The sequence below is a fragment of the Paenibacillus sp. sptzw28 genome (assembly GCF_019550795.1).
In the GTDB taxonomy this organism is placed as follows: domain Bacteria; phylum Bacillota; class Bacilli; order Paenibacillales; family Paenibacillaceae; genus Paenibacillus_Z.
Genome location: NZ_CP080545.1, coordinates 847,267 through 867,515, shown reverse-complemented (window position 1 = coordinate 867,515; position 20,249 = coordinate 847,267). Strand labels below are relative to the sequence as shown.

Sequence of the window (20,249 nt, the reverse complement as noted above, 5' to 3'; positions counted from 1 at the left end):
TTTCTTACCAAATGTAGCAGACGACTTCGCCGCCGGATTTCACTTGGCGCGCTTCTTTATCGGTCATAATCCCTTGGGACGTTGAAATGATTGCCATTCCAAGGCCGCCCAATACGCGAGGGACTTCAGTGCTTTTCGTGTATACGCGCAGTCCCGGTTTGCTGATTCGTTTCAGCCCGGTGATGACACGCTCTTGGTTAGGGCCGTATTTGAGGAAAATACGGATAATCCCTTGTTTGTTATCTTCGATAAACTCGGCATCGCGGATAAAGCCCTCGCGTTTCAAAATTTCAGCGATTTGCTTCTTTACTTTCGAAGCAGGCATTTCCACAGTCTCATGACGCACAACGTTTGCGTTTCGAATGCGCGTGAGCATATCTGCAATCGGATCAGACATAACCATTGTGTAAACCTCCTTCCCGAACTAGGCTGATTACCAGCTTGCTTTTTTAACGCCAGGAATCTGGCCTTTGTATGCTAATTCACGGAAACAAATCCGGCAAATTTTAAACTTTTGCAAAACGGAGTGCGGACGGCCGCAACGCTCGCAGCGCGTATAAGCGCGCACTTGGAACTTAGGAGTGCGTTGCTGCTTGATCTTCATCGAAGTTTTTGCCACTTGGTATACACCTCCTGTGGATTACTTCGTAAACGGCATGCCCATTTGGGTCAGCAGTTCACGAGCTTCTTCGTCCGTTTTTGCCGTCGTGACGATGACGACGTCCATCCCGCGCACTTTGTCAACTTTATCATACTCGATCTCTGGGAAGATTAGCTGCTCTTTCAAGCCGAGCGTATAGTTGCCACGACCGTCGAACGCTTTGTTCGATACGCCGCGGAAATCGCGAACGCGCGGAAGTGTTACGTTGAATAGTTTATCGAGGAAGTAGTACATGCGCTCGCCGCGCAGCGTTACTTTAACCCCAATTGGCATGTTCTCGCGGAGTTTAAAACCGGCGATCGATTTCTTAGCGCGAGTAACAACGGGCTTCTGACCGGAAATCAAGCGAAGATCTTCAACGGCCGTATCAAGCACTTTGGAATTGGAAACCGCTTCGCCAACACCCATGTTGATAACGACTTTCTCCACTTTCGGTACTTGCATAACCGTCGTATAGTTAAACTTCTGCATCAGAGCAGGTGTGATTTCATTCAGAAAACGATCTTTCATTCTTGCTGCCATGTAACATGGACCTCCTTCCCGTATCGGTCAATTAATCAATTACCTCACCGGATTTTTTAGCGATCCGGACTTTTTTTCCGTTGTCGAGCACTTTGTATCCGATGCGCGTTACTTTACCGCTCTTCGGGTCAAGGTGCATGACGTTTGACGCGTGAATCGGCGCTTCCTGCTCGAGAATACCACCCTGCGGATTTTGCTGGGAAGGACGAGTATGCTTCTTCACCATGTTGACGCCTTCGACGAGAACGCGGTTTTCACGAGGATACGCAGCAATGACGCGGCCTTTCTTGCCTTTGTCTTTACCGGTGATCACGAGTACCGTGTCGTCTTTTTTCACGTGCAATTTATTGTTATGAGACTCTAACACTTTTTTCAACCGTGGCATGAGTTACACCTCCTGCATTCTTGCGTGATATCGCAAGGTATTTTCGGGGCCCCGTAAGAGTAGGCTTTACTTACCAAGCTTGCTCTCTCTTGAGGGCTGTTTATTAAATAACTTCCGGTGCGAGCGATACGATTTTCATGAAGTCGCGATCGCGGAGTTCACGAGCAACCGGTCCGAAAATACGAGTGCCGCGCGGGCTTTTGTCTTCTTTTACGATAACTGCCGCATTCTCATCGAATGCGATATATGAACCGTCTTTACGGCGAACTGCACGTTTCGTACGTACGATAACCGCTTTTACCACATCACCCTTTTTGACAACGCCACCGGGTGTTGCTTGTTTAACGGAGCAGACGATAAGATCGCCGATGTGACCAACGCGACGTCCCGTACCACCCAACACACGAATGCACATCAGTTCCTTCGCGCCGGAGTTGTCAGCGACGGCCAAACGCGTAAATGGTTGAATCATTTCAACGTCCTCCTTTCGGGAAAATGCCTATGAAGTTAGCATTTTCTACAAGATAACAGCTGCTTCAACGATTTCGACAAGGCGGAACCGTTTGTCTTTAGAAATCGGACGAGTCTCCATCACTTTGACGACGTCGCCAATTTTCGCTTCGTTGTTCTCGTCATGCGCCTTGAACTTTTTCGTGTATTTGATGCGTTTATGGTACAGATCGTGTTTTTTGTATGTTTCAACGGCAACAACGATCGTTTTTTCCATTTTGTCGCTCACGACTTTACCGACTTGAACTTTGCGGGCATTGCGTTCGCTCATGTTCTTCCTCCTTCCCTACGATAGAGCTTTTTGGCTATCGTTCACGGTTATTTACAGCTTAGATGCTTATTCCCAATTCTCTTTCACGGAGAATGGTTTTGGCACGAGCTATATCCTTCCGTACATCACGAATCCGTGTCGGGTTTTCCAGTTGGCCGGTGGCCAATTGAAAACGAAGATTGAAAAGCTCCTCTTTAAACCCATTAACTTTTTGTTCAAGCTCAGCAGAGGTCAGGTTGCGAAAATCATTAGCTTTCATTTGCTTCACCACCCACTTCTTCACGTTTCACGAACTTCGTTTTGATCGGGAGTTTGTGAGCCGCAAGACGCATTGCTTCGCGTGCGATTTCTTCAGAAACACCTGCAAGCTCGAACAATACTTTGCCTGGCTTAACAACGGCAACCCACTTCTCCACGTTACCTTTACCGCTACCCATCCGTACTTCAAGCGGCTTTTGTGTAATCGGTTTGGCAGGGAATATTTTGATCCAAACTTTACCGCCACGGCGAATGTAACGAGTCATCGCGATACGGGCAGCTTCGATTTGGCGGTTTGTAATCCACGCCGGTTCTAACGCCTGGAGGCCGAATTCACCGAAGTGAACTTCCGTGCCGCCTTTAGCGCGACCTTTCATATGACCGCGTTGTTGTTTGCGGTGTTTGACGCGTTTTGGTACCAACATGATTAGTTGCCTCCTTCCTGGGGAGCAGCTTTCTTCTTCGTCGGAAGGATTTCGCCGCGGTAGATCCATACTTTTACGCCGATTCGGCCATAAGTCGTATGTGCTTCAGCTGTACCGTAATCAATATCGGCACGAAGTGTATGAAGCGGAACTGTACCTTCGCTGTAACCTTCCGTACGAGCAATCTCTGCACCGCCCAAACGTCCGCTGACCGATGTTTTAATACCTTTTGCTCCGGAACGAATTGTGCGTTGAATCGATTGTTTCATTGCACGACGGAACGAAATGCGCCGCTCAAGCTGCTGCGCGATGCTTTCAGCAACTAAAATCGCGTCAAGCTCCGGATTTTTAATTTCAGAGATGTTAATGTGTACCTTTTTGCCCTTGGAAATTTTCGCAATTTCCGAACGCAAGTTTTCAACCTCGGAACCGCCTTTACCAATTACCATTCCGGGCTTTGCTGTATAAATTGTAACGTTAACGCGGTTTGCTGCGCGCTCGATTTCAAAGCGGGATACAGCCGCGTCTTTCAATTTGTTCTTGAGGTACTCACGGATTCTAACGTCTTCCATGAGCAAATCGCCGAAGTCCTTGCCTGCGTACCATTTGGATTCCCAATCACGGATAATACCGATACGTAGACCAACCGGATTTACCTTTTGTCCCACACGTTGTCCCTCCTTATTTTTCAGTTACCACCAAAGTGATGTGGCTCGTTCTTTTATTGATCCGGCTAGCGCGGCCCATTGCGCGCGGACGGAAACGCTTCATTGTTGGTCCTTGGTTTACGAAAACCTGAGAAACAACCAGCTTGTTCACATCAAGCTGATAGTTATGTTCCGCATTTGCGATAGCGGAATTAAGCAGCTTTTCCACAATCGGGGAAGCGGATTTCGGCGTGTGACGCAGAATCGCAATTGCTTCGCCAACTTGCTTACCGCGAATCAAATCCACAACCAGCTGCGCTTTGCGAGGTGCAATGCGGACGTGGTTAGCGCTCGCTTTAGCTTCTTGCATGGATGAACCTCCTCTCGTTCATTTGAGACTATGTTTGCCGATTAACGACGGCCTGTTTTCTTGTCGTCATCACCGTGACCTTTGTAAGAACGCGTCGGTGCGAATTCACCGAGCTTGTGGCCAACCATATCTTCCGTTACATAAACCGGTACGTGTTTGCGACCGTCATAAACAGCGAACGTGTGACCGATGAATTGCGGGAAAATTGTTGAACGGCGAGACCAGGTTTTTACAACCACTTTTTTGTTCGACTCGTTGAGAACTTCAACTTTTTTCAGTAGGTAGCCGTCAATAAACGGACCCTTCTTCAAACTGCGACCCATGGATGATCCTCCCTTCACGCTAGCATTGCGTGACGCTGTGCGTCACGCGGCGGCGCTCATGCACCTATTACTTCGTACGACGACGAATAATGTATTGGCTCGATGCTTTTTTCTTCTTGCGGGTTTTGAAACCAAGTGTCGGCTTACCCCATGGCGACATCGGCGATTTACGTCCGATTGGCGCGCGGCCTTCACCACCACCGTGCGGGTGATCGTTCGGGTTCATAACGACGCCGCGAACTTCAGGACGTTTGCCAAGCCAGCGGGAACGGCCGGCTTTTCCGATTTTCACGAGCTCGTGATCCTCGTTGCCAACAGAACCGATTGTAGCGCGGCAAGTTTTCAGAATGCGGCGAACTTCGCCGGACGACAAGCGGATTACCGCATAGTTGTCTTCCTTACCGAGAAGCTGAGCTTCAGTGCCTGCTGCGCGAACCAACTGTCCGCCTTTTCCGGGTTTCATCTCGATGTTGTGGATAACTGTACCTACCGGAATGTTCTCAAGCGGCAAAGAGTTGCCGATTTTAATGTCTGCACCGACGCCTGATACGATTTGCGCGCCAACTTTCAGACCTTTTGGAGCAATAATGTACCGTTTCTCGCCGTCCACATAGTGGATAAGTGCGATGTTCGACGTACGGTTCGGATCATACTCGATCGTTGCTACATTACCAACGATTCCATCCTTGTTCCGTTTAAAGTCGATAATCCGGTATTTACGTTTATGGCCGCCACCGTGATGACGAACCGTAATTTTGCCTTGATTATTGCGACCGGCTTTTTTGAAAAGCGGCGCAAGAAGCGATTTCTCTGGTTGGTTTGTCGTGATTTCTTCGAATGTCGATACGGACATACCACGACGAGCCGGAGATGTCGGTTTATACTTCTTGACTGGCACTTCGATTCCCTCCTTAACCTTTATCTGACGGTTTTATTGGCAGTTAGAGTGTTTAAACCCTCGCTGTCTTAAACCGTTTCGAAAAATTCAAGTTCATTACTGTCGGCGCTCAACTGTACGATCGCCTTTTTCCACTCGGAAGTGTAACCGCTGTGACGGCCGTAACGTTTCGGTTTGGCCGGCATACGCAGCGTATTGACGCTCGTCACCTTCACTTTGAAGATTTGCTGAATAGCGTCCTTGATTTCCGTTTTATTCGCACGAATATCAACTTCAAAAACATAACGTTTGTTAGCCATGAAGTCGCTAGTTTGTTCCGTAATGATCGGGCGCTTGATAATATCGCGTGGATTTTTCATTACGCAAGCACCTCCTGTACTTTCTCAACCGCTTCTTTGGTTATAATAAGCTTGTCATGTACCATGACGTCCAGAACATTAATGCCGTCAGCTGCGACAAACTTGATTCCCGGGATATTACGTGCGGACAACGCAACGTTATCTTCATAATTCGCCGTTACAACAAGTGCTTTGCGAGCAACCTTCAGGTTATTAAGGATGGCCGTGAATTCTTTGGTCTTCGGCTGCGCGAACGCCAATTGATCCAGAACGATAATATCGTTGTCGATCACTTTCGAAGACAATGCCGATTTAATCGCCAGACGGCGAACTTTCTTCGGCAGTTTGAAGCCGTAGCTGCGAGGTGTCGGCCCAAAGACCGTACCGCCGCCAACCCATTGCGGGGAGCGGATGCTACCTTGACGTGCACGACCCGTTCCTTTTTGTTTCCAAGGCTTACGACCGCCGCCGCGTACTTCGGAGCGACCTTTTGTTTTATGCGTACCTCTGCGTTCTGCAGCTTGCTGCAGAAGAACCGCGCTGTGCAATACATGAACGTTAGGTTGAATTCCGAAGATCGTCTCTGACAATTCAACTTCACCTACTTGCGAGCCGTTCACGCTAAAAAGTGCTACTTTAGGCATTTCGTGTTCCTCCTTTCTTTAACGATTATTTCTTCACCGTTGTTTTAACTTTAACGAAGCTATTTTTAGGACCTGGAATAGAGCCTTTAACGAGCAATACGTTACGCTCTGCATCGACACGTACGATTTCAAGATTCTGAATCGTGATCGTTTCGTTACCCATGTGGCCTGGAAGACGTTTGCCCTTCGGAACTCGGTTCGCTTGGATAGAACCCATCGAACCTGGTCCGCGATGATAACGGGAACCGTGCGCCATCGGACCGCGGCTTTGACCCCAACGTTTAATAACGCCTTGGAAGCCTTTACCTTTGGAAATGCCCGTTACGTCAACAAATTCGCCTTCTGCGAACAAGTCAGCTTTCAATTGCTGGCCAACTTCATATTCGCCGATGTTAATACCGCGAAATTCACGAACGTAGCGCTTAGGAGCCGTATCGGCTTTTTTTGCATGGCCGATTTCTGGCTTCGTTGCTCTTTTTTCTTTCTTATCGGAAAAACCAATCTGGACTGCTTCGTAGCCGTCGTTAGCTTGGTCTTTCTTCTGCAGAACAACACAAGGGCCTGCTTCGATGACCGTAACCGGTACAACGTTACCTTCAGCAGTAAACACTTGAGTCATTCCAAGTTTTTTACCTAAGATACCTTTCATGTTGACACCTCTTTTCCTTTCATGTTTCCGTTATGCTTGATTACAATTTGATTTCAATATCGACACCGGATGGCAGATCTAAGCGCATCAATGCATCGACCGTTTGCGGCGTTGGGTTTACAATATCGATCAGACGCTTATGAGTGCGCATTTCGAATTGCTCCCTGGAATCCTTGTACTTGTGTACCGCACGCAGAATGGTGATGATTTGCTTCTCTGTAGGAAGCGGAATCGGCCCAGAAACGCCTGCACCGGAACGTTTCGCAGTCTCCACGATTTTCTCTGCGGACTGGTCAAGAATTCTGTGATCGTACGCTTTCAAGCGTATACGAATCTTTTGCTTTGCCATATAAGTCCCTCCTTCTATCGCCCAATTTAGTATCGGACATACTCCACAAGAAAACCCGACACGCTCCTCATGGCAAAGGAGCCGGGTGTGTCGGCAACCTCTCGCATCATCGCAACGTCACAGACCAACGTTCACTATTATAGCGGAATGGGCAAATGAATGCAAGAAAAATATTAGGTTCGCTTTAAGATTGTTAAATGTGCAGAATGAGGGCCGCTTCGCGACGCAATAAATGGCCTGCGGCCGCTGCCCGGAATCATGTTGCTTCATATATACATAATTCATTGTGGCAACACGATTCCAAAGGCGGCACGTAAACTCTCCGGCTCATTTGTTGCTCTGCTACGCTTTCACATTCTAGTTACAACACCATCTTAAAGCTCACTCCTGGAGAAGAGATAGAAGCGATGCTATAAGCCGGACAGCTTTCAGTTACTTAACAATATTAATTTAGTTAGTCGAAGGCTTACTTAAAACGTGCTAGCCAGTGCATACCTTTTTCAAATTAAGAATTGTAAACTCGTTATTGGTTTAACTTCCCTATTCAACAAAAACCCCTCACCGGAGTGAGGGGTTATTCGTATATCAGCGCGGCTATTGCCGCACTGCATTATTTTTGGATCGTTGCAACGGCGCCAGCGCCTACAGTACGTCCGCCTTCGCGGATAGAGAAGCGAGTGCCTTCTTCGATTGCGATTGGAGCGATCAGCTCAACCGTAACTGTGATGTTGTCGCCAGGCATAACCATTTCCGTACCTTCTGGCAGGTTGATGATGCCAGTTACGTCCGTTGTACGGAAGTAGAACTGCGGGCGGTATCCTGTGAAGAAAGGCTTGTGACGTCCGCCCTCTTCTTTAGTCAGTACGTAGATTTGAGCGGTGAAGTTCGTGTGCGGTTTAACCGAACCCGGCTTCGCCAGAACTTGCCCACGCTCGATGTCTTTACGCTCAACACCGCGAAGCAGTGCGCCGATGTTGTCGCCGGCTTGAGCGGAATCAAGCAATTTGCGGAACATCTCAACGCCTGTTACTACGCATTTACGGTTTTCTTCAGCAAGACCGATGATTTCGACCTCGTCGGATACTTTAACAACGCCACGCTCTACACGGCCGGTAGCAACTGTACCGCGGCCAGTGATCGTGAACACGTCCTCAACCGGCATAAGGAACGGTTTCGAAACGTCACGCTCAGGAGTAGGGATATACGTGTCAACTTGATCGAACAGTTCGATAATCTTGTCAGCCCAAGGGCCGTCCGGATTTGCAAGAGCTTCACGAGCTGCGCCGCGGATGATTGGAGTATCATCGCCTGGGAACTCATATTCGTTGAGCAGGTCGCGAACTTCCATTTCAACGAGTTCAAGCAATTCTTCGTCTTCAACCATATCGCATTTGTTCAGGAATACGACAATGTAAGGTACGCCTACTTGGCGGGAGAGCAGGATGTGCTCGCGCGTTTGCGGCATAGGGCCGTCAGAAGCGGAAACGACGAGGATTGCGCCGTCCATTTGAGCTGCACCCGTGATCATGTTCTTAACATAGTCGGCGTGACCTGGGCAGTCAACGTGAGCGTAGTGACGGTTAGGCGTCTCATACTCAACGTGAGCTGTCGAGATCGTAATACCGCGCTCGCGCTCTTCCGGAGCTTTGTCGATCTGGTCGAATGCAACTGCTGCACCGCCATATTTTTTGGAAAGAACCGTCGTGATGGCTGCTGTCAACGTTGTTTTACCATGGTCGACGTGACCGATTGTACCGATATTAACGTGCGGTTTATTACGTTCAAATTTAGCCTTAGCCATTGAACTCTTCCTCCTTAATATAAGAAAATTTATATGTGATCGGCCGATATGAACTAGCCGCTTTGGCTAGCAGTCATTCGGCCAAAGTACAACTTATAACACTTAAGTTGTGTGAAGCGCGATTACTAGGATGCGCCTTTGGACTTGGAGATGATCTCTTCCGAGATCGACTTCGGTACTTCTTCATAGTGCGAGAGCTCCATGGAGAAGACACCGCGGCCTTGTGTACCGGAACGAAGCGTCGTGGAGTATCCGAACATCTCAGCCAGAGGCACCTTCGCACGGATGATCAACGCGCCGTGGCGTGTATCCGAAGCTTCGATGCGGCCCCGACGGGAGCTGAGCATACCCATTACGTCTCCCATGTACTCCTCAGGAACGCTTACTTCAACTTTCATGATTGGCTCAAGCAGAACAGGGTTACATTTGTCCTTGGCTGCTTTAAGCGCCATCGAGCCAGCGATTTTGAACGCCATCTCCGAGGAGTCGACATCATGGTACGATCCGTCTACAACGGTTGCTTTGATATCAACAAGCGGGAAACCCGCCAAAACGCCGTTCTTCATCGATTCTTCGATACCAGCCTGTATTGGACCGATGTATTCACGCGGAATCGCACCGCCGACGACTTTGTTCTCGAAGGTAAAGCCGACGCCTGCTTCTTGAGGTGCAAACTCAACCCAACAATGACCGTATTGACCGCGACCGCCGGATTGGCGAACGAACTTGCCTTCGACCTTTGCAGGAGTACGGAACGTCTCGCGATAAGCAACTTGCGGCTTACCGACGTTGGTTTCGACCTTGAACTCGCGAAGCATACGGTCTACGAGGATCTCCAAGTGAAGCTCACCCATACCCGCAATGATGGTTTGGCCGGTCTCTTCGTCCGTGTGCGCACGGAACGTCGGATCTTCCTCAGACAGTTTTTGAAGCGCGATACCCATCTTGTCTTGGTCCGCTTTCGTTTTCGGTTCAACAGCAAGCTGTATAACCGGCTCCGGGAAGTTCATCGACTCAAGGATAACCGGATGTTTCTCGTCACAGAGCGTATCCCCGGTCGTCGTGTCTTTCAGACCTACGGCAGCTGCAATATCACCAGCATAAACTTCACTGATCTCTTGACGGCTGTTTGCATGCATCTGAAGGATACGGCCGATCCGTTCACGTTTGCCTTTGGTTGCATTTACAACGTAAGATCCGGAGTTAAGAATACCGGAGTATACGCGGAAGAATGTCAGCTTACCGACAAACGGGTCCGTCATGATTTTGAACGCAAGCGCTGCAAACGGCTGATCGTCGGACGATTTGCGCGTCGTTTCCGAACCGTCTTCAAGTGTACCCTTAATATCTGGTACATCGATTGGCGCAGGCAGGTAATCGACAACTGCATCAAGCATCAGCTGAACGCCTTTATTGCGATAAGAAGAACCGCATATGACCGGATAGATTTTAACTTCGCAAACACCTTTGCGCAGTGCCGCTTTCAGTTCCGGAATTGTGATTTCTTCACCTTCCAGATACTTCATGGTCAGCTCTTCGTCCAGCTCAGCGACTTTCTCAACCAATTCCAGACGCAGCTCTTCAACCTGGTCTTTGTATTCAGCCGGAATATCAACTTTTTCCGGTTCTTTGCCGAGATCGTCTTTGTACTTGTATGCGACTCGTTCAACAATGTCGATAACGCCTACAAAATCGTTCTCTGCTCCGATCGGCAGTTGAATTGCTACAGCATTGGCTTGAAGACGTTCGCGCATGTCTTTGACAACATTCAGGAAGTCCGCGCCGATGATATCCATTTTGTTAACGTATGCGATCCGCGGAACGCCGTAACGGTCTGCTTGACGCCATACCGTCTCGGATTGCGGCTCTACGCCTTCTTTAGCACTGAAAACCCCAACGGCCCCGTCCAATACGCGCAGGGAGCGTTCGACTTCAACTGTGAAGTCAACGTGACCCGGGGTGTCGATAATATTGATGCGGTGACCATTCCATTGAGCAGTGGTTGCTGCGGAAGTAATCGTAATTCCGCGCTCTTGTTCTTGCTCCATCCAGTCCATCGTCGCAGCACCTTCGTGCACCTCGCCGATTTTGTGGGTACGGCCTGTATAGAACAGAATCCGCTCCGTAGTGGTTGTTTTACCTGCGTCAATATGCGCCATAATCCCGATATTACGCGTATTTTTCAAGGAGAACTCTCTTGCCATGATTTCGTCTCCTTTCGATTATGCGAATCCTACCAACGGTAGTGAGCGAATGCTTTGTTCGCTTCTGCCATTTTGTGCGTGTCTTCGCGCTTCTTCACAGATGCACCGGTGTTGTTGGATGCATCGATGATTTCAGCAGCCAGACGCTCTTCCATCGTCTTTTCACCGCGGTTACGCGAGTAGTTCACGAGCCAACGGAGACCAAGCGATGTGCGGCGCTCTGGTTTCACTTCTACCGGCACTTGATAGTTTGAACCACCGACACGGCGGGCTTTAACTTCAAGAACTGGCATGATATTTTTGATAGCTGCTTCGAACACTTCCATCGGTTCTTTACCCGTACGGTCGTTGATAAGGGTGAATGCATCATACAGAATTGTTTGAGCAACACCTCGTTTACCATCTTGCATAATACGGTTGATCAGACGTGTTACGAGTTTGCTGTTGTACAGCGGATCCGGCAGTACGTCGCGCTTGGCGACAGGACCTTTGCGTGGCATGAGGAGATCCCCCTTTCTTCAAGTATTCACATGGGTTAGCGGAATGATAACCTTATGCGGTTATGCTTATTTTTTCACTTTTGCGCGCTTCGTTCCGTATTTGGAACGAGCTTGTTTACGGTTGTTCACGCCTGCAGTATCAAGCGCACCGCGAACGATGTGGTAACGTACGCCCGGTAGATCTTTAACCCGACCGCCACGAACCAATACAACGCTGTGCTCCTGCAGATTGTGACCGATACCGCCGATGTATGCAGTAACCTCTACGCGGTTAGTCAAACGTACACGCGCATATTTCCGCAATGCGGAGTTCGGTTTCTTCGGCGTCATAGTACCTACACGTGTGCAAACCCCGCGTTTTTGAGGCGCGCTTTGGTTTGTTTCTTCACGTTTCAGTGCATTGAATCCTCTTTGCAGCGCCGGCGATTTCGATTTAACGACTTTCGCTTCACGGCCCTTACGAACTAGCTGATTAATTGTTGGCATGCTGCCACCCCCTTCCCCTAATTAATGACATAAAGAAAATCGTGACGCGGCTCATTCTAAGCCCACAGATCCAGGCGGTTCATAAAGAAACAAACGAAAGTTTCTGCCCGTGTCTTCCTTAGGCAAAAACGATATTTCCTTATTTGGTTTCCTGTACTACCGCCGCCATTGCAGCGCCGACTTCAATGCCGCAGGTTTCCCCGAGGCCTTGCATCGTATCTACCCAGGTGATTGGCACTCCCGCTGATGTACAAAGTCGAACAATGTTGTCTTTCATACGCGGATCTGTATCTTGAGCAACATAGACTCGGATGGCTTTGCCCAGCTCCACCATTTTTGTCGTCTGTTTACTGCCGATAATAAATTGCATGTAATCCCATCCTTTCAAGCCAAACGAAAACTCTATCTTATGAAGAGATATTAAGTTCTGTTTGGTTCAAATGCAGGGTTATGCAAGTAGGCACACTTCGATATAGTAGCACTTTGCTAAGCGTTGTGTCAAGCAATTAGAAGTATAGTTTTATTAAGTTTTAATTTATAAAATTTCAAATGCATGACAGAGCAAAGAGCGAAGGGTTGAGCCGTATTTCTCATTAATACGGCCATGCCACAATTCGCTCTTCGCTGCATGCAGGTATGAAGTTACTGACGCTGCCCTAAATTATGACTCAACAGGGACAGTCTCAACTTCAAGCTGTTCTTCGATCGTTTCCACTTCATCCTCATAGCCTTTCAGGCGGATGCCGCGATAGCGCTGCATTCCCGTGCCGGCTGGGATTAGCTTACCGATAATAACGTTCTCTTTCAAGCCGAGAAGCTGATCGACTTTCCCTTTGATCGCCGCATCCGTGAGAACGCGTGTCGTTTCTTGGAAAGACGCCGCCGACAAGAAGGAGTCGGTTTCGAGCGATGCTTTTGTAATTCCGAGCAGAACCGGTTTAGCAACAGCCGGCTCTTTACCTGCAAGGAGCGCCTCGCGGTTAGCTGCTTCGTATTCGTGGATATCAACGAACGCACCCGGCAGCAGCGCCGTCTCTCCGGCATCAACGATGCGGATTTTACGCAGCATCTGTTTAATCATTACTTCAACGTGCTTATCGTTGATTTCTACGCCCTGGTTCCGGTAAACGCGCTGAACTTCTTGCAAAATGTAGTTCTGCACGCCGCGGATTCCTTTGATGCGCAGCATATCCTTAGGATCGATTGAACCGTCCGTCAGTTCATCGCCCGCTTCAATCTGCTGACCCTTCGCTACACGGATACGAGAACCGTAGGTAACGGCATATACTTTCGATTCTGCCTCGCCCTGGACTTCGATTTCACGGCGATCCTTCGTTTCCCGGATGTCTTTGATGACACCGTCGAGTTCGGAGATGATCGCTTGCCCTTTCGGGTTACGCGCTTCGAAGAGCTCTTGAATACGCGGCAAACCTTGTGTAATGTCATCACCGGCAACACCGCCGGTATGGAACGTACGCATGGTAAGCTGCGTTCCAGGCTCACCAATGGATTGTGCGGCGATAATACCGACCGCTTCGCCGATCTCAACGAATTTACCGGTCGCCAAATTACGGCCGTAACAAATTTTACATACCCCGTGGCGAGCGCGACAGCTCAGTACCGAACGAATTTGCAGCTTCTCAACGCCTGCGTTCAGAATTTCCTCCGCTTTGTTGGAATCAATCAATTCGTTGCGATGCAGAATAATCTCACCTGTGGATGGGTTTCGAACGGTCTCGAACGAGTAACGTCCTTCGATACGATCGTACAGATCCTCAATAACTTCTTTACCATCTTGAATCTTGCTGACGGTAAATCCTTTATCGGTACCGCAATCGTCCTCACGCACTATGACATCCTGCGCTACGTCGACCAAACGACGGGTCAGGTAACCGGAGTCAGCGGTACGGAGCGCCGTATCGGCAAGACCTTTCCGCGCTCCGTGAGTCGAGATAAAGTACTCAAGGACAGTCAGACCCTCACGGAAGTTCGATTTAATCGGCAACTCGATAATACGGCCGGATGGGTTGGCCATCAGACCGCGCATTCCGCCCAGTTGGGTGATCTGCGATTTATTACCCCTTGCTTTGGAATCGACCATGAGCATGATGGAGTTATAACGGTCCATCGATTTCATGAGAATATCGGTAATTTGATCTTTGGTTTTACTCCAAATCTCGATAACCCGGTCATAACGTTCTTCGTTTGTAATCAGACCGCGGCGGTACTGATTGGAAACGACTTTGACCTTCTCTTCCGATTCCCTTAAGATTTCCTTCTTCTCATCCGGTACGATAACGTCGGATACCGCGATCGTAATACCGGCGCGGGTCGAGTACGTAAAGCCGAGCTGCTTGATACGGTCAAGCGTAACGGATGTTTTGGTCGTGTGGTATTGACGGAAGCACTCGGCGATAATCAATCCGAGATATTCCTTACCTACAGCGCCCATTTGCGGTACTTCATGCATGAATTTCTGCAGGTCCGTACCTTTCTCATATACGAAATATTTGTCGGGAGTTCCTTGCAGTAAATTAACCTTAGTAGGTTCATTAATGTAAGGGAACGTTTCCGGGAAAATTTCGTTAAAGATAACTTTACCGACAGTCGTTGCTATAAGCGACTTTTGCTGCGCCTCGGTAAAGATCGTTTTGTTCAACACTTTAACCGGAATAAAGATACGCGCGTGCAGCGATACGATTTCACGTTGATAGGCGGAAATCGCCTCATTCACGGAAGCGAATACCGAACCGCTTCCTTTCGCTTCTTTATTATCCATAGTTAAATAGTAACTGCCCAAAACCATATCCTGCGAAGGCGTAACAACCGGCTTGCCGTCTTTAGGGTTCAAAATGTTACCCGATGCAAGCATCAGCAACCGAGCTTCAGCCTGCGCTTCGGCGGACAAAGGTACGTGTACGGCCATTTGGTCACCGTCGAAGTCCGCGTTATAAGCGGTACATACGAGCGGATGCAGTTTGATGGCGCGGCCTTCAACAAGAATTGGCTCGAAGGCTTGAATGCCAAGCCGGTGAAGCGTTGGCGCACGGTTGAGAAGAACCGGGTGTTCCTTAATAACCTCTTCGAGAACATCCCACACTTCCGGGCTAACCCGTTCAACTTTGCGCTTAGCGCTCTTAATGTTATGCGCAAGCCCTTTATTGACGAGTTCTTTCATAACGAAAGGTTTAAACAGCTCGAGAGCCATTTCCTTAGGCAATCCGCATTGGAACATCTTCAGACTAGGCCCGACTACGATAACGGAACGGCCGGAGTAGTCAACACGTTTTCCGAGCAAGTTTTGACGGAAACGTCCCTGCTTACCTTTGAGCATATGGCTGAGCGATTTAAGCGGACGGTTACCGGGTCCGGTTACCGGACGGCCGCGGCGGCCGTTATCAATAAGCGCATCAACCGCTTCCTGGAGCATCCGCTTCTCGTTCTGAACGATAATATCGGGTGCGCCCAAGTCAAGAAGCCGCTTCAAACGGTTGTTTCTGTTAATGACACGACGGTACAGATCGTTAAGGTCAGACGTCGCAAAACGTCCGCCGTCCAGCTGAACCATAGGGCGAAGCTCCGGCGGAATGACCGGAAGCACATCAAGAATCATCCATTCCGGCATATTACCGGAGTTACGGAACGCTTCAATGACCTCAAGTCGTTTAATAGCGCGATTCCGGCGCTGCCCTTGGGCAGTACGCAGATCCTCTTTCAACGTCTCTAGCTCACGGTCCACATCGATATCCTGAAGCAGCTTCTTAACCGCTTCGGCACCCATGCCTGCATGAAATCCGTAGCCGTATTTCTCGCGGTAACTGCGGTACTCCTTCTCGGACAACAGCTGCTTTTTCTCAAGCGGCGTATCGCCTGGGTCGGTAACGACATACGATGCAAAATAAATGATTTCCTCGAGTGATCGAGGCGACATATCAAGGGCAAGCCCCATTCGGCTTGGAATTCCTTTAAAATACCAAATATGCGAAACAGGAGCAGCCAGTTCAATATGGCCCATCCGCTCACGGCGAACTTTAGCACGTGTTACTTCAACGCCGCAGCGGTCACAAACAACGCCTTTGTAACGAACGCGTTTATATTTACCGCAATGGCACTCCCAATCCTTCGTCGGCCCGAAGATCTTTTCGCAGAACAGCCCTTCTTTTTCCGGTTTAAGCGTCCTGTAATTGATCGTTTCCGGCTTTTTAACTTCTCCGCGGGACCACGAGCGGATTTTATCCGGAGATGCCAATCCAATCTTCATATACTCGAAGTTGTTCACGTCCAACAAGGAGCAACCCTCCTTCGTCATGGTTCACTTGTATCTTGCAGTTTCAATGGGCCGTTGCAAGCCCGGTTGTCGTCTTGTACGGCAACCGGAGCTTGTTCCGTCACTCAAGACGGTGCGGCATGCAAATACAGTAGTGGGATTACGGTGCTTTGACGTTATTCGACGCCTACCTCGGCGCCTTCCAGGTTCAGGTTCAGCTTATCACTGGCGCCGTCATCCTCATCATCGATTTCTTTCATTTCGATTTCTTCTTCGTTCTCGGTCAGGATCTTAACGTCCATACCCAAGCTCTGCAGTTCTTTGATCAAGACCTTAAACGATTCCGGTACGCCCGGCTCGGGAACATTCTCCCCTTTGACGATCGACTCATAAGTTTTAACACGGCCGACGACATCATCGGATTTGACTGTCAGGATCTCTTGCAGCGTATATGCTGCACCATAAGCCTCGAGTGCCCAAACCTCCATCTCCCCGAAGCGCTGACCGCCAAACTGCGCTTTACCACCCAGCGGCTGCTGGGTAACGAGCGAGTAAGGACCGGTAGAACGGGCATGGATTTTGTCGTCAACCATGTGGGCAAGTTTTATCATATACATGACGCCCACGGTAACTTCGCGTTCAAACGATTCACCTGTGCGGCCGTCATACAGAATCGTCTTACCGTTACGCTGCATACCGGCTTCTTCCATGGTATTGAACACATCATCCTCACGGGCACCGTCAAATACCGGCGTCGACGCATGGATGCCAAGACGCTTACAGGCCATGCCAAGATGAACTTCAAGCACCTGCCCGATGTTCATCCGCGACGGAACACCCAGTGGATTAAGAACAACCTCTACCGGGGTACCATCCGGAAGGAACGGCATATCTTCCTCAGGCAAAATACGGGCGATAACACCTTTGTTACCATGTCGTCCAGCCATTTTGTCCCCTTCGGAAATTTTCCGTTTCTGGGCAATATAAGCGCGAACAAGCTGATTAACGCCTGGCGGCAGTTCATCACCGTTTTCCCGGGTAAATACTTTAACGTCAACCACGATACCGTCTGTACCGTGAGGCACTCTCAAGCTGGTATCACGAACTTCTCGAGCTTTCTCGCCGAAGATTGCATGCAGCAATCTTTCTTCTGCGGTCAATTCCGTAACGCCTTTCGGCGTTACTTTACCGACCAGGATATCGCCAGCGCTAATTTCAGCGCCGACCCGGATAATTCCACGCTCATCAAGGTTGCGAAGCGCTTCTTCCCCGACATTCGGAATGTCGCGGGTGATTTCCTCCGGACCAAGCTTCGTATCGCGCGCTTCCGACTCGTATTCCTCAATGTGTATCGAGGTGTACACGTCTTCTTTCACAAGCTTCTCGCTGAGGAGGATTGCATCCTCGTAGTTATAGCCCTCCCACGTCATAAACGCGACAACTACGTTACGTCCGAGGGCCAATTCGCCCATTTCGGTGGATGGTCCGTCCGCCAGGATATCACCCTTCTTAACTTGATCCCCTTTACGGCAAAGCGGCCGTTGGTTAATGCAAGTCCCCTGGTTGGAACGCATGAATTTATGCAGCTTCTGCTTGACAAGGTCACCGGTTACCGGCTTACCGTCAATCATTTCCACCCGGCGCAGCCAAATCTCGTTAGCCGAGACACGCTCAATGACACCGTCGTATTTTGCTACGATACACACACCAGAATCTTTAGCCGATTTGTGCTCCATCCCTGTACCGACCAGCGGTGATTTCGGGATAAGAAGCGGAACGGCCTGCCGCTGCATGTTCGAGCCCATAAGAGCACGGTTAGAGTCATCGTTCTCGAGGAACGGTATGAGCGCAGTCGCTACAGAAACGACCTGCTTCGGCGAAACGTCCATGTAATCAACGCGCTCGCTTGGCATGGTGAGAATGTTGTCAGCCTGCTTGTTATAACGAACGATAACCGAATCCTCTGCGAATTTACCCTCATCGGATAACTTTGCATTCGCTTGCGCAATGACATAATTGTCTTCTTCATCAGCGGTCAAATACGCGATCTGCTCAGTAACGATTGCCGTCTTTGGATCGACCCACCGGTACGGAGCTTCAATAAATCCGTATTCGTTAATCCGTGCGAAGCTGGACAGTGAGTTGATCAACCCGATATTCGGTCCCTCAGGAGTCTCAATTGGACACATCCGGCCATAGTGTGAATTATGGACGTCGCGAACTTCAAAGCCCGCGCGCTCACGTGTCAAACCGCCGGGTCCGAGTGCAGACAAACGGCGTTTATGCGTTAGTTCCGCGAGCGGATTTGTCTGGTCCATAAACTGGGAAAGCTGAGATGAACCGAAAAACTCCTTAATCGATGCAATTACCGGCCGGATATTGATTAGCGCCTGAGGCGTAATCGCATTGGCATCCTGAATCGACATTCTTTCACGAACGACACGCTCCATCCGCGATAGACCGATCCGGAATTGGTTTTGCAGCAGTTCACCGACCGAACGCAAACGGCGGTTGCCGAGATGGTCGATGTCATCTGTGCTTCCTACACCATGCAGCAGATCAATAAAGTAGTTGATGGAGGCGATGATATCTGCAGGTGTAATATGTTTTACAGCTTTATCGATCAAACCATTGGCGATAACCTTGATAACTTTTCCATCGTCAAGCGGAGAGAATACGCTGATAGTCTGTAGTGGAATACTATCGGCATCCAGAACGCCATTAGCCACATGATAAGTCTTGAAGCCAACATTCTTCTCCAGATGCGGGATCAACTCATCAAGCAAACGGCGGTCAATCATTTGACCCGTTTCCGCAAGAATTTCTCCGGTAGTCGGGTCAACCAGCGTTTCGGCCAAGCGTTGATTGAAAAGACGGTTTTTAATATGAAGTTTCTTGTTGATTTTGTAGCGGCCCACATTCGCGAGATCATAACGCTTTGGATCGAAGAAACGCGCTACCAGCAAGCTCTTTGCATTATCGAGAGTAGGCGGCTCGCCCGGACGAAGACGTTCATAAATTTCGATGAGCGCTTTCTCGGTCGAATCGGTATTGTCTTTATCAAGCGTATTGCGAATATATTCGTCATGACCGAGCAAATCCAAGATTTCCGCGTCAGTGCCGAAGCCTAGTGCGCGAAGAAGTACCGTCACCGGTATTTTTCGAGTGCGGTCGATGCGCACATAAATAATGTCCTTCGCATCGGTTTCAAGCTCCAGCCAAGCACCGCGGTTCGGAATCACCGTAGCCGTAAAAGTTTTCTTGCCGTTCTTATCCACTTTCGTACTAAAGTAGACGCTAGGTGAGCGAACCAATTGACTGACGATAACCCGTTCCGCGCCGTTGATAATGAATGTGCCTGTGTCGGTCATCAGCGGAAAATCGCCCATGAACACTTCTTGCTCTTTCACTTCGCCGGTTTCCTTGTTGATGAGCCGAACTTTAACTCGCAGCGGAGCTGCGTAGGTTACGTCGCGTTCTTTCGATTCGTCGACGGAATATTTCGGCTCGCCGAGCGAATAATCGATGAACTCTAGCATCAAATTACCTGTAAAATCCTGAATCGGCGAGATATCCTGGAAAAGCTCAAGCAAATCTTTCTCCAGAAATTTCTCGTACGATTTTTGTTGGATTTCAATCAGGTTCGGAACTTCAAGCACTTCACGGATACGAGCATAGCTTCTGCGAGTGCGACGACCATACTGAACAAGTTGTCCTGCCAACTTAACCTCACCCCTCATG

General features: G+C 49.3%; 23 protein-coding genes. All 23 read right to left on the bottom strand.

Features of this window, described 5'->3' with window-relative positions; all coding sequences use genetic code 11:
* Positions 1–4 precede the first annotated feature (4 nt).
* Positions 5–403, bottom strand: a complete 399-nt coding sequence (gene rpsH, locus KZ483_RS04010; protein WP_220351469.1) for a 30S ribosomal protein S8 — start codon at positions 401–403, stop codon at positions 5–7.
* Positions 404–433: 30 nt separating this feature from the next.
* A complete protein-coding gene (locus KZ483_RS04005; RefSeq protein ID WP_220351468.1) occupies positions 434–619 on the bottom strand; it encodes a type Z 30S ribosomal protein S14 in 186 nt (61 codons plus the stop codon).
* Positions 620–640: 21 nt separating this feature from the next.
* On the bottom strand, positions 641–1,183 hold the full coding sequence (gene rplE / locus KZ483_RS04000; protein WP_220351467.1) for a 50S ribosomal protein L5: 543 nt from the start codon (positions 1,181–1,183) through the stop codon (positions 641–643).
* Between the two features lie 31 nt (positions 1,184–1,214).
* Positions 1,215–1,568, bottom strand: coding sequence for a 50S ribosomal protein L24 (rplX, locus tag KZ483_RS03995; protein WP_220351466.1), 354 nt, complete (start codon positions 1,566–1,568; stop codon positions 1,215–1,217).
* A 103-nt stretch (positions 1,569–1,671) separates the two neighbouring features.
* Entirely contained in the window at positions 1,672–2,040 is a 369-nt protein-coding gene (gene rplN / locus KZ483_RS03990; RefSeq protein WP_090583243.1) for a 50S ribosomal protein L14, read from the bottom strand.
* Positions 2,041–2,085: 45 nt separating this feature from the next.
* Complete coding sequence (gene rpsQ, locus KZ483_RS03985) at positions 2,086–2,349, bottom strand: 30S ribosomal protein S17 (RefSeq protein WP_220351465.1); 264 nt, start codon at positions 2,347–2,349, stop codon at positions 2,086–2,088.
* A 58-nt stretch (positions 2,350–2,407) separates the two neighbouring features.
* Positions 2,408–2,608, bottom strand: coding sequence for a 50S ribosomal protein L29 (gene rpmC / locus KZ483_RS03980; RefSeq protein WP_220351464.1), 201 nt, complete (start codon positions 2,606–2,608; stop codon positions 2,408–2,410).
* Positions 2,598–3,032, bottom strand: coding sequence for a 50S ribosomal protein L16 (gene rplP / locus KZ483_RS03975; protein ID WP_220351463.1), 435 nt, complete (start codon positions 3,030–3,032; stop codon positions 2,598–2,600). The genes rpmC and rplP overlap by 11 nt, the downstream gene beginning before the upstream one ends.
* Positions 3,033–3,034: 2 nt before the next feature.
* Positions 3,035–3,700, bottom strand: a complete 666-nt coding sequence (gene rpsC / locus KZ483_RS03970; protein ID WP_220351462.1) for a 30S ribosomal protein S3 — start codon at positions 3,698–3,700, stop codon at positions 3,035–3,037.
* A gap of 13 nt (positions 3,701–3,713) precedes the next feature.
* On the bottom strand, positions 3,714–4,049 hold the full coding sequence (gene rplV / locus KZ483_RS03965) for a 50S ribosomal protein L22 (protein WP_220351461.1): 336 nt from the start codon (positions 4,047–4,049) through the stop codon (positions 3,714–3,716).
* A gap of 41 nt (positions 4,050–4,090) precedes the next feature.
* A complete protein-coding gene (rpsS, locus tag KZ483_RS03960; protein ID WP_204822534.1) occupies positions 4,091–4,372 on the bottom strand; it encodes a 30S ribosomal protein S19 in 282 nt (93 codons plus the stop codon).
* A 67-nt stretch (positions 4,373–4,439) separates the two neighbouring features.
* The gene (gene rplB, locus KZ483_RS03955; protein WP_220351460.1) at positions 4,440–5,270 is read right to left on the bottom strand and encodes a 50S ribosomal protein L2; all 831 of its coding nucleotides are present in this window, start codon (positions 5,268–5,270) and stop codon (positions 4,440–4,442) included.
* 68 nt (positions 5,271–5,338) lie between these two features.
* Positions 5,339–5,629, bottom strand: coding sequence for a 50S ribosomal protein L23 (gene rplW / locus KZ483_RS03950; RefSeq protein WP_220351459.1), 291 nt, complete (start codon positions 5,627–5,629; stop codon positions 5,339–5,341).
* Positions 5,629–6,252 (bottom strand): 50S ribosomal protein L4, encoded by a 624-nt coding sequence (rplD, locus tag KZ483_RS03945; RefSeq protein ID WP_220351458.1) that lies wholly within the window; start codon positions 6,250–6,252, stop codon positions 5,629–5,631. Before rplD ends, rplW begins: the two co-directional genes overlap by 1 nt.
* Positions 6,253–6,277: 25 nt before the next feature.
* Positions 6,278–6,901 carry a 50S ribosomal protein L3 gene (gene rplC / locus KZ483_RS03940; RefSeq protein WP_220351457.1) on the bottom strand — a complete coding sequence of 208 codons (624 nt, stop codon included), beginning with the start codon at positions 6,899–6,901 and terminating at the stop codon, positions 6,278–6,280.
* A 40-nt stretch (positions 6,902–6,941) separates the two neighbouring features.
* The gene (rpsJ, locus tag KZ483_RS03935; protein ID WP_005544556.1) at positions 6,942–7,250 is read right to left on the bottom strand and encodes a 30S ribosomal protein S10; all 309 of its coding nucleotides are present in this window, start codon (positions 7,248–7,250) and stop codon (positions 6,942–6,944) included.
* Between the two features lie 610 nt (positions 7,251–7,860).
* Positions 7,861–9,051 (bottom strand): elongation factor Tu, encoded by a 1,191-nt coding sequence (gene tuf / locus KZ483_RS03930; protein ID WP_220351456.1) that lies wholly within the window; start codon positions 9,049–9,051, stop codon positions 7,861–7,863.
* Between the two features lie 125 nt (positions 9,052–9,176).
* Positions 9,177–11,255, bottom strand: coding sequence for an elongation factor G (fusA, locus tag KZ483_RS03925; RefSeq protein ID WP_220351455.1), 2,079 nt, complete (start codon positions 11,253–11,255; stop codon positions 9,177–9,179).
* 29 nt (positions 11,256–11,284) lie between these two features.
* Positions 11,285–11,755, bottom strand: a complete 471-nt coding sequence (gene rpsG, locus KZ483_RS03920; protein WP_220351454.1) for a 30S ribosomal protein S7 — start codon at positions 11,753–11,755, stop codon at positions 11,285–11,287.
* Positions 11,756–11,821: 66 nt separating this feature from the next.
* Positions 11,822–12,241: a 30S ribosomal protein S12 gene (gene rpsL, locus KZ483_RS03915; RefSeq protein ID WP_220351453.1), complete on the bottom strand. Its 420-nt coding sequence runs from the start codon at positions 12,239–12,241 to the stop codon at positions 11,822–11,824.
* A 139-nt stretch (positions 12,242–12,380) separates the two neighbouring features.
* On the bottom strand, positions 12,381–12,611 hold the full coding sequence (locus KZ483_RS03910) for a ribosomal L7Ae/L30e/S12e/Gadd45 family protein (RefSeq protein WP_220351452.1): 231 nt from the start codon (positions 12,609–12,611) through the stop codon (positions 12,381–12,383).
* A gap of 291 nt (positions 12,612–12,902) precedes the next feature.
* Positions 12,903–16,529 (bottom strand): DNA-directed RNA polymerase subunit beta', encoded by a 3,627-nt coding sequence (rpoC, locus tag KZ483_RS03905; protein ID WP_258881528.1) that lies wholly within the window; start codon positions 16,527–16,529, stop codon positions 12,903–12,905.
* Positions 16,530–16,684: 155 nt separating this feature from the next.
* Positions 16,685–20,248 carry a DNA-directed RNA polymerase subunit beta gene (gene rpoB, locus KZ483_RS03900; RefSeq protein WP_220351450.1) on the bottom strand — a complete coding sequence of 1,188 codons (3,564 nt, stop codon included), beginning with the start codon at positions 20,246–20,248 and terminating at the stop codon, positions 16,685–16,687.
* Position 20,249: the final 1 nt, after the last annotated feature.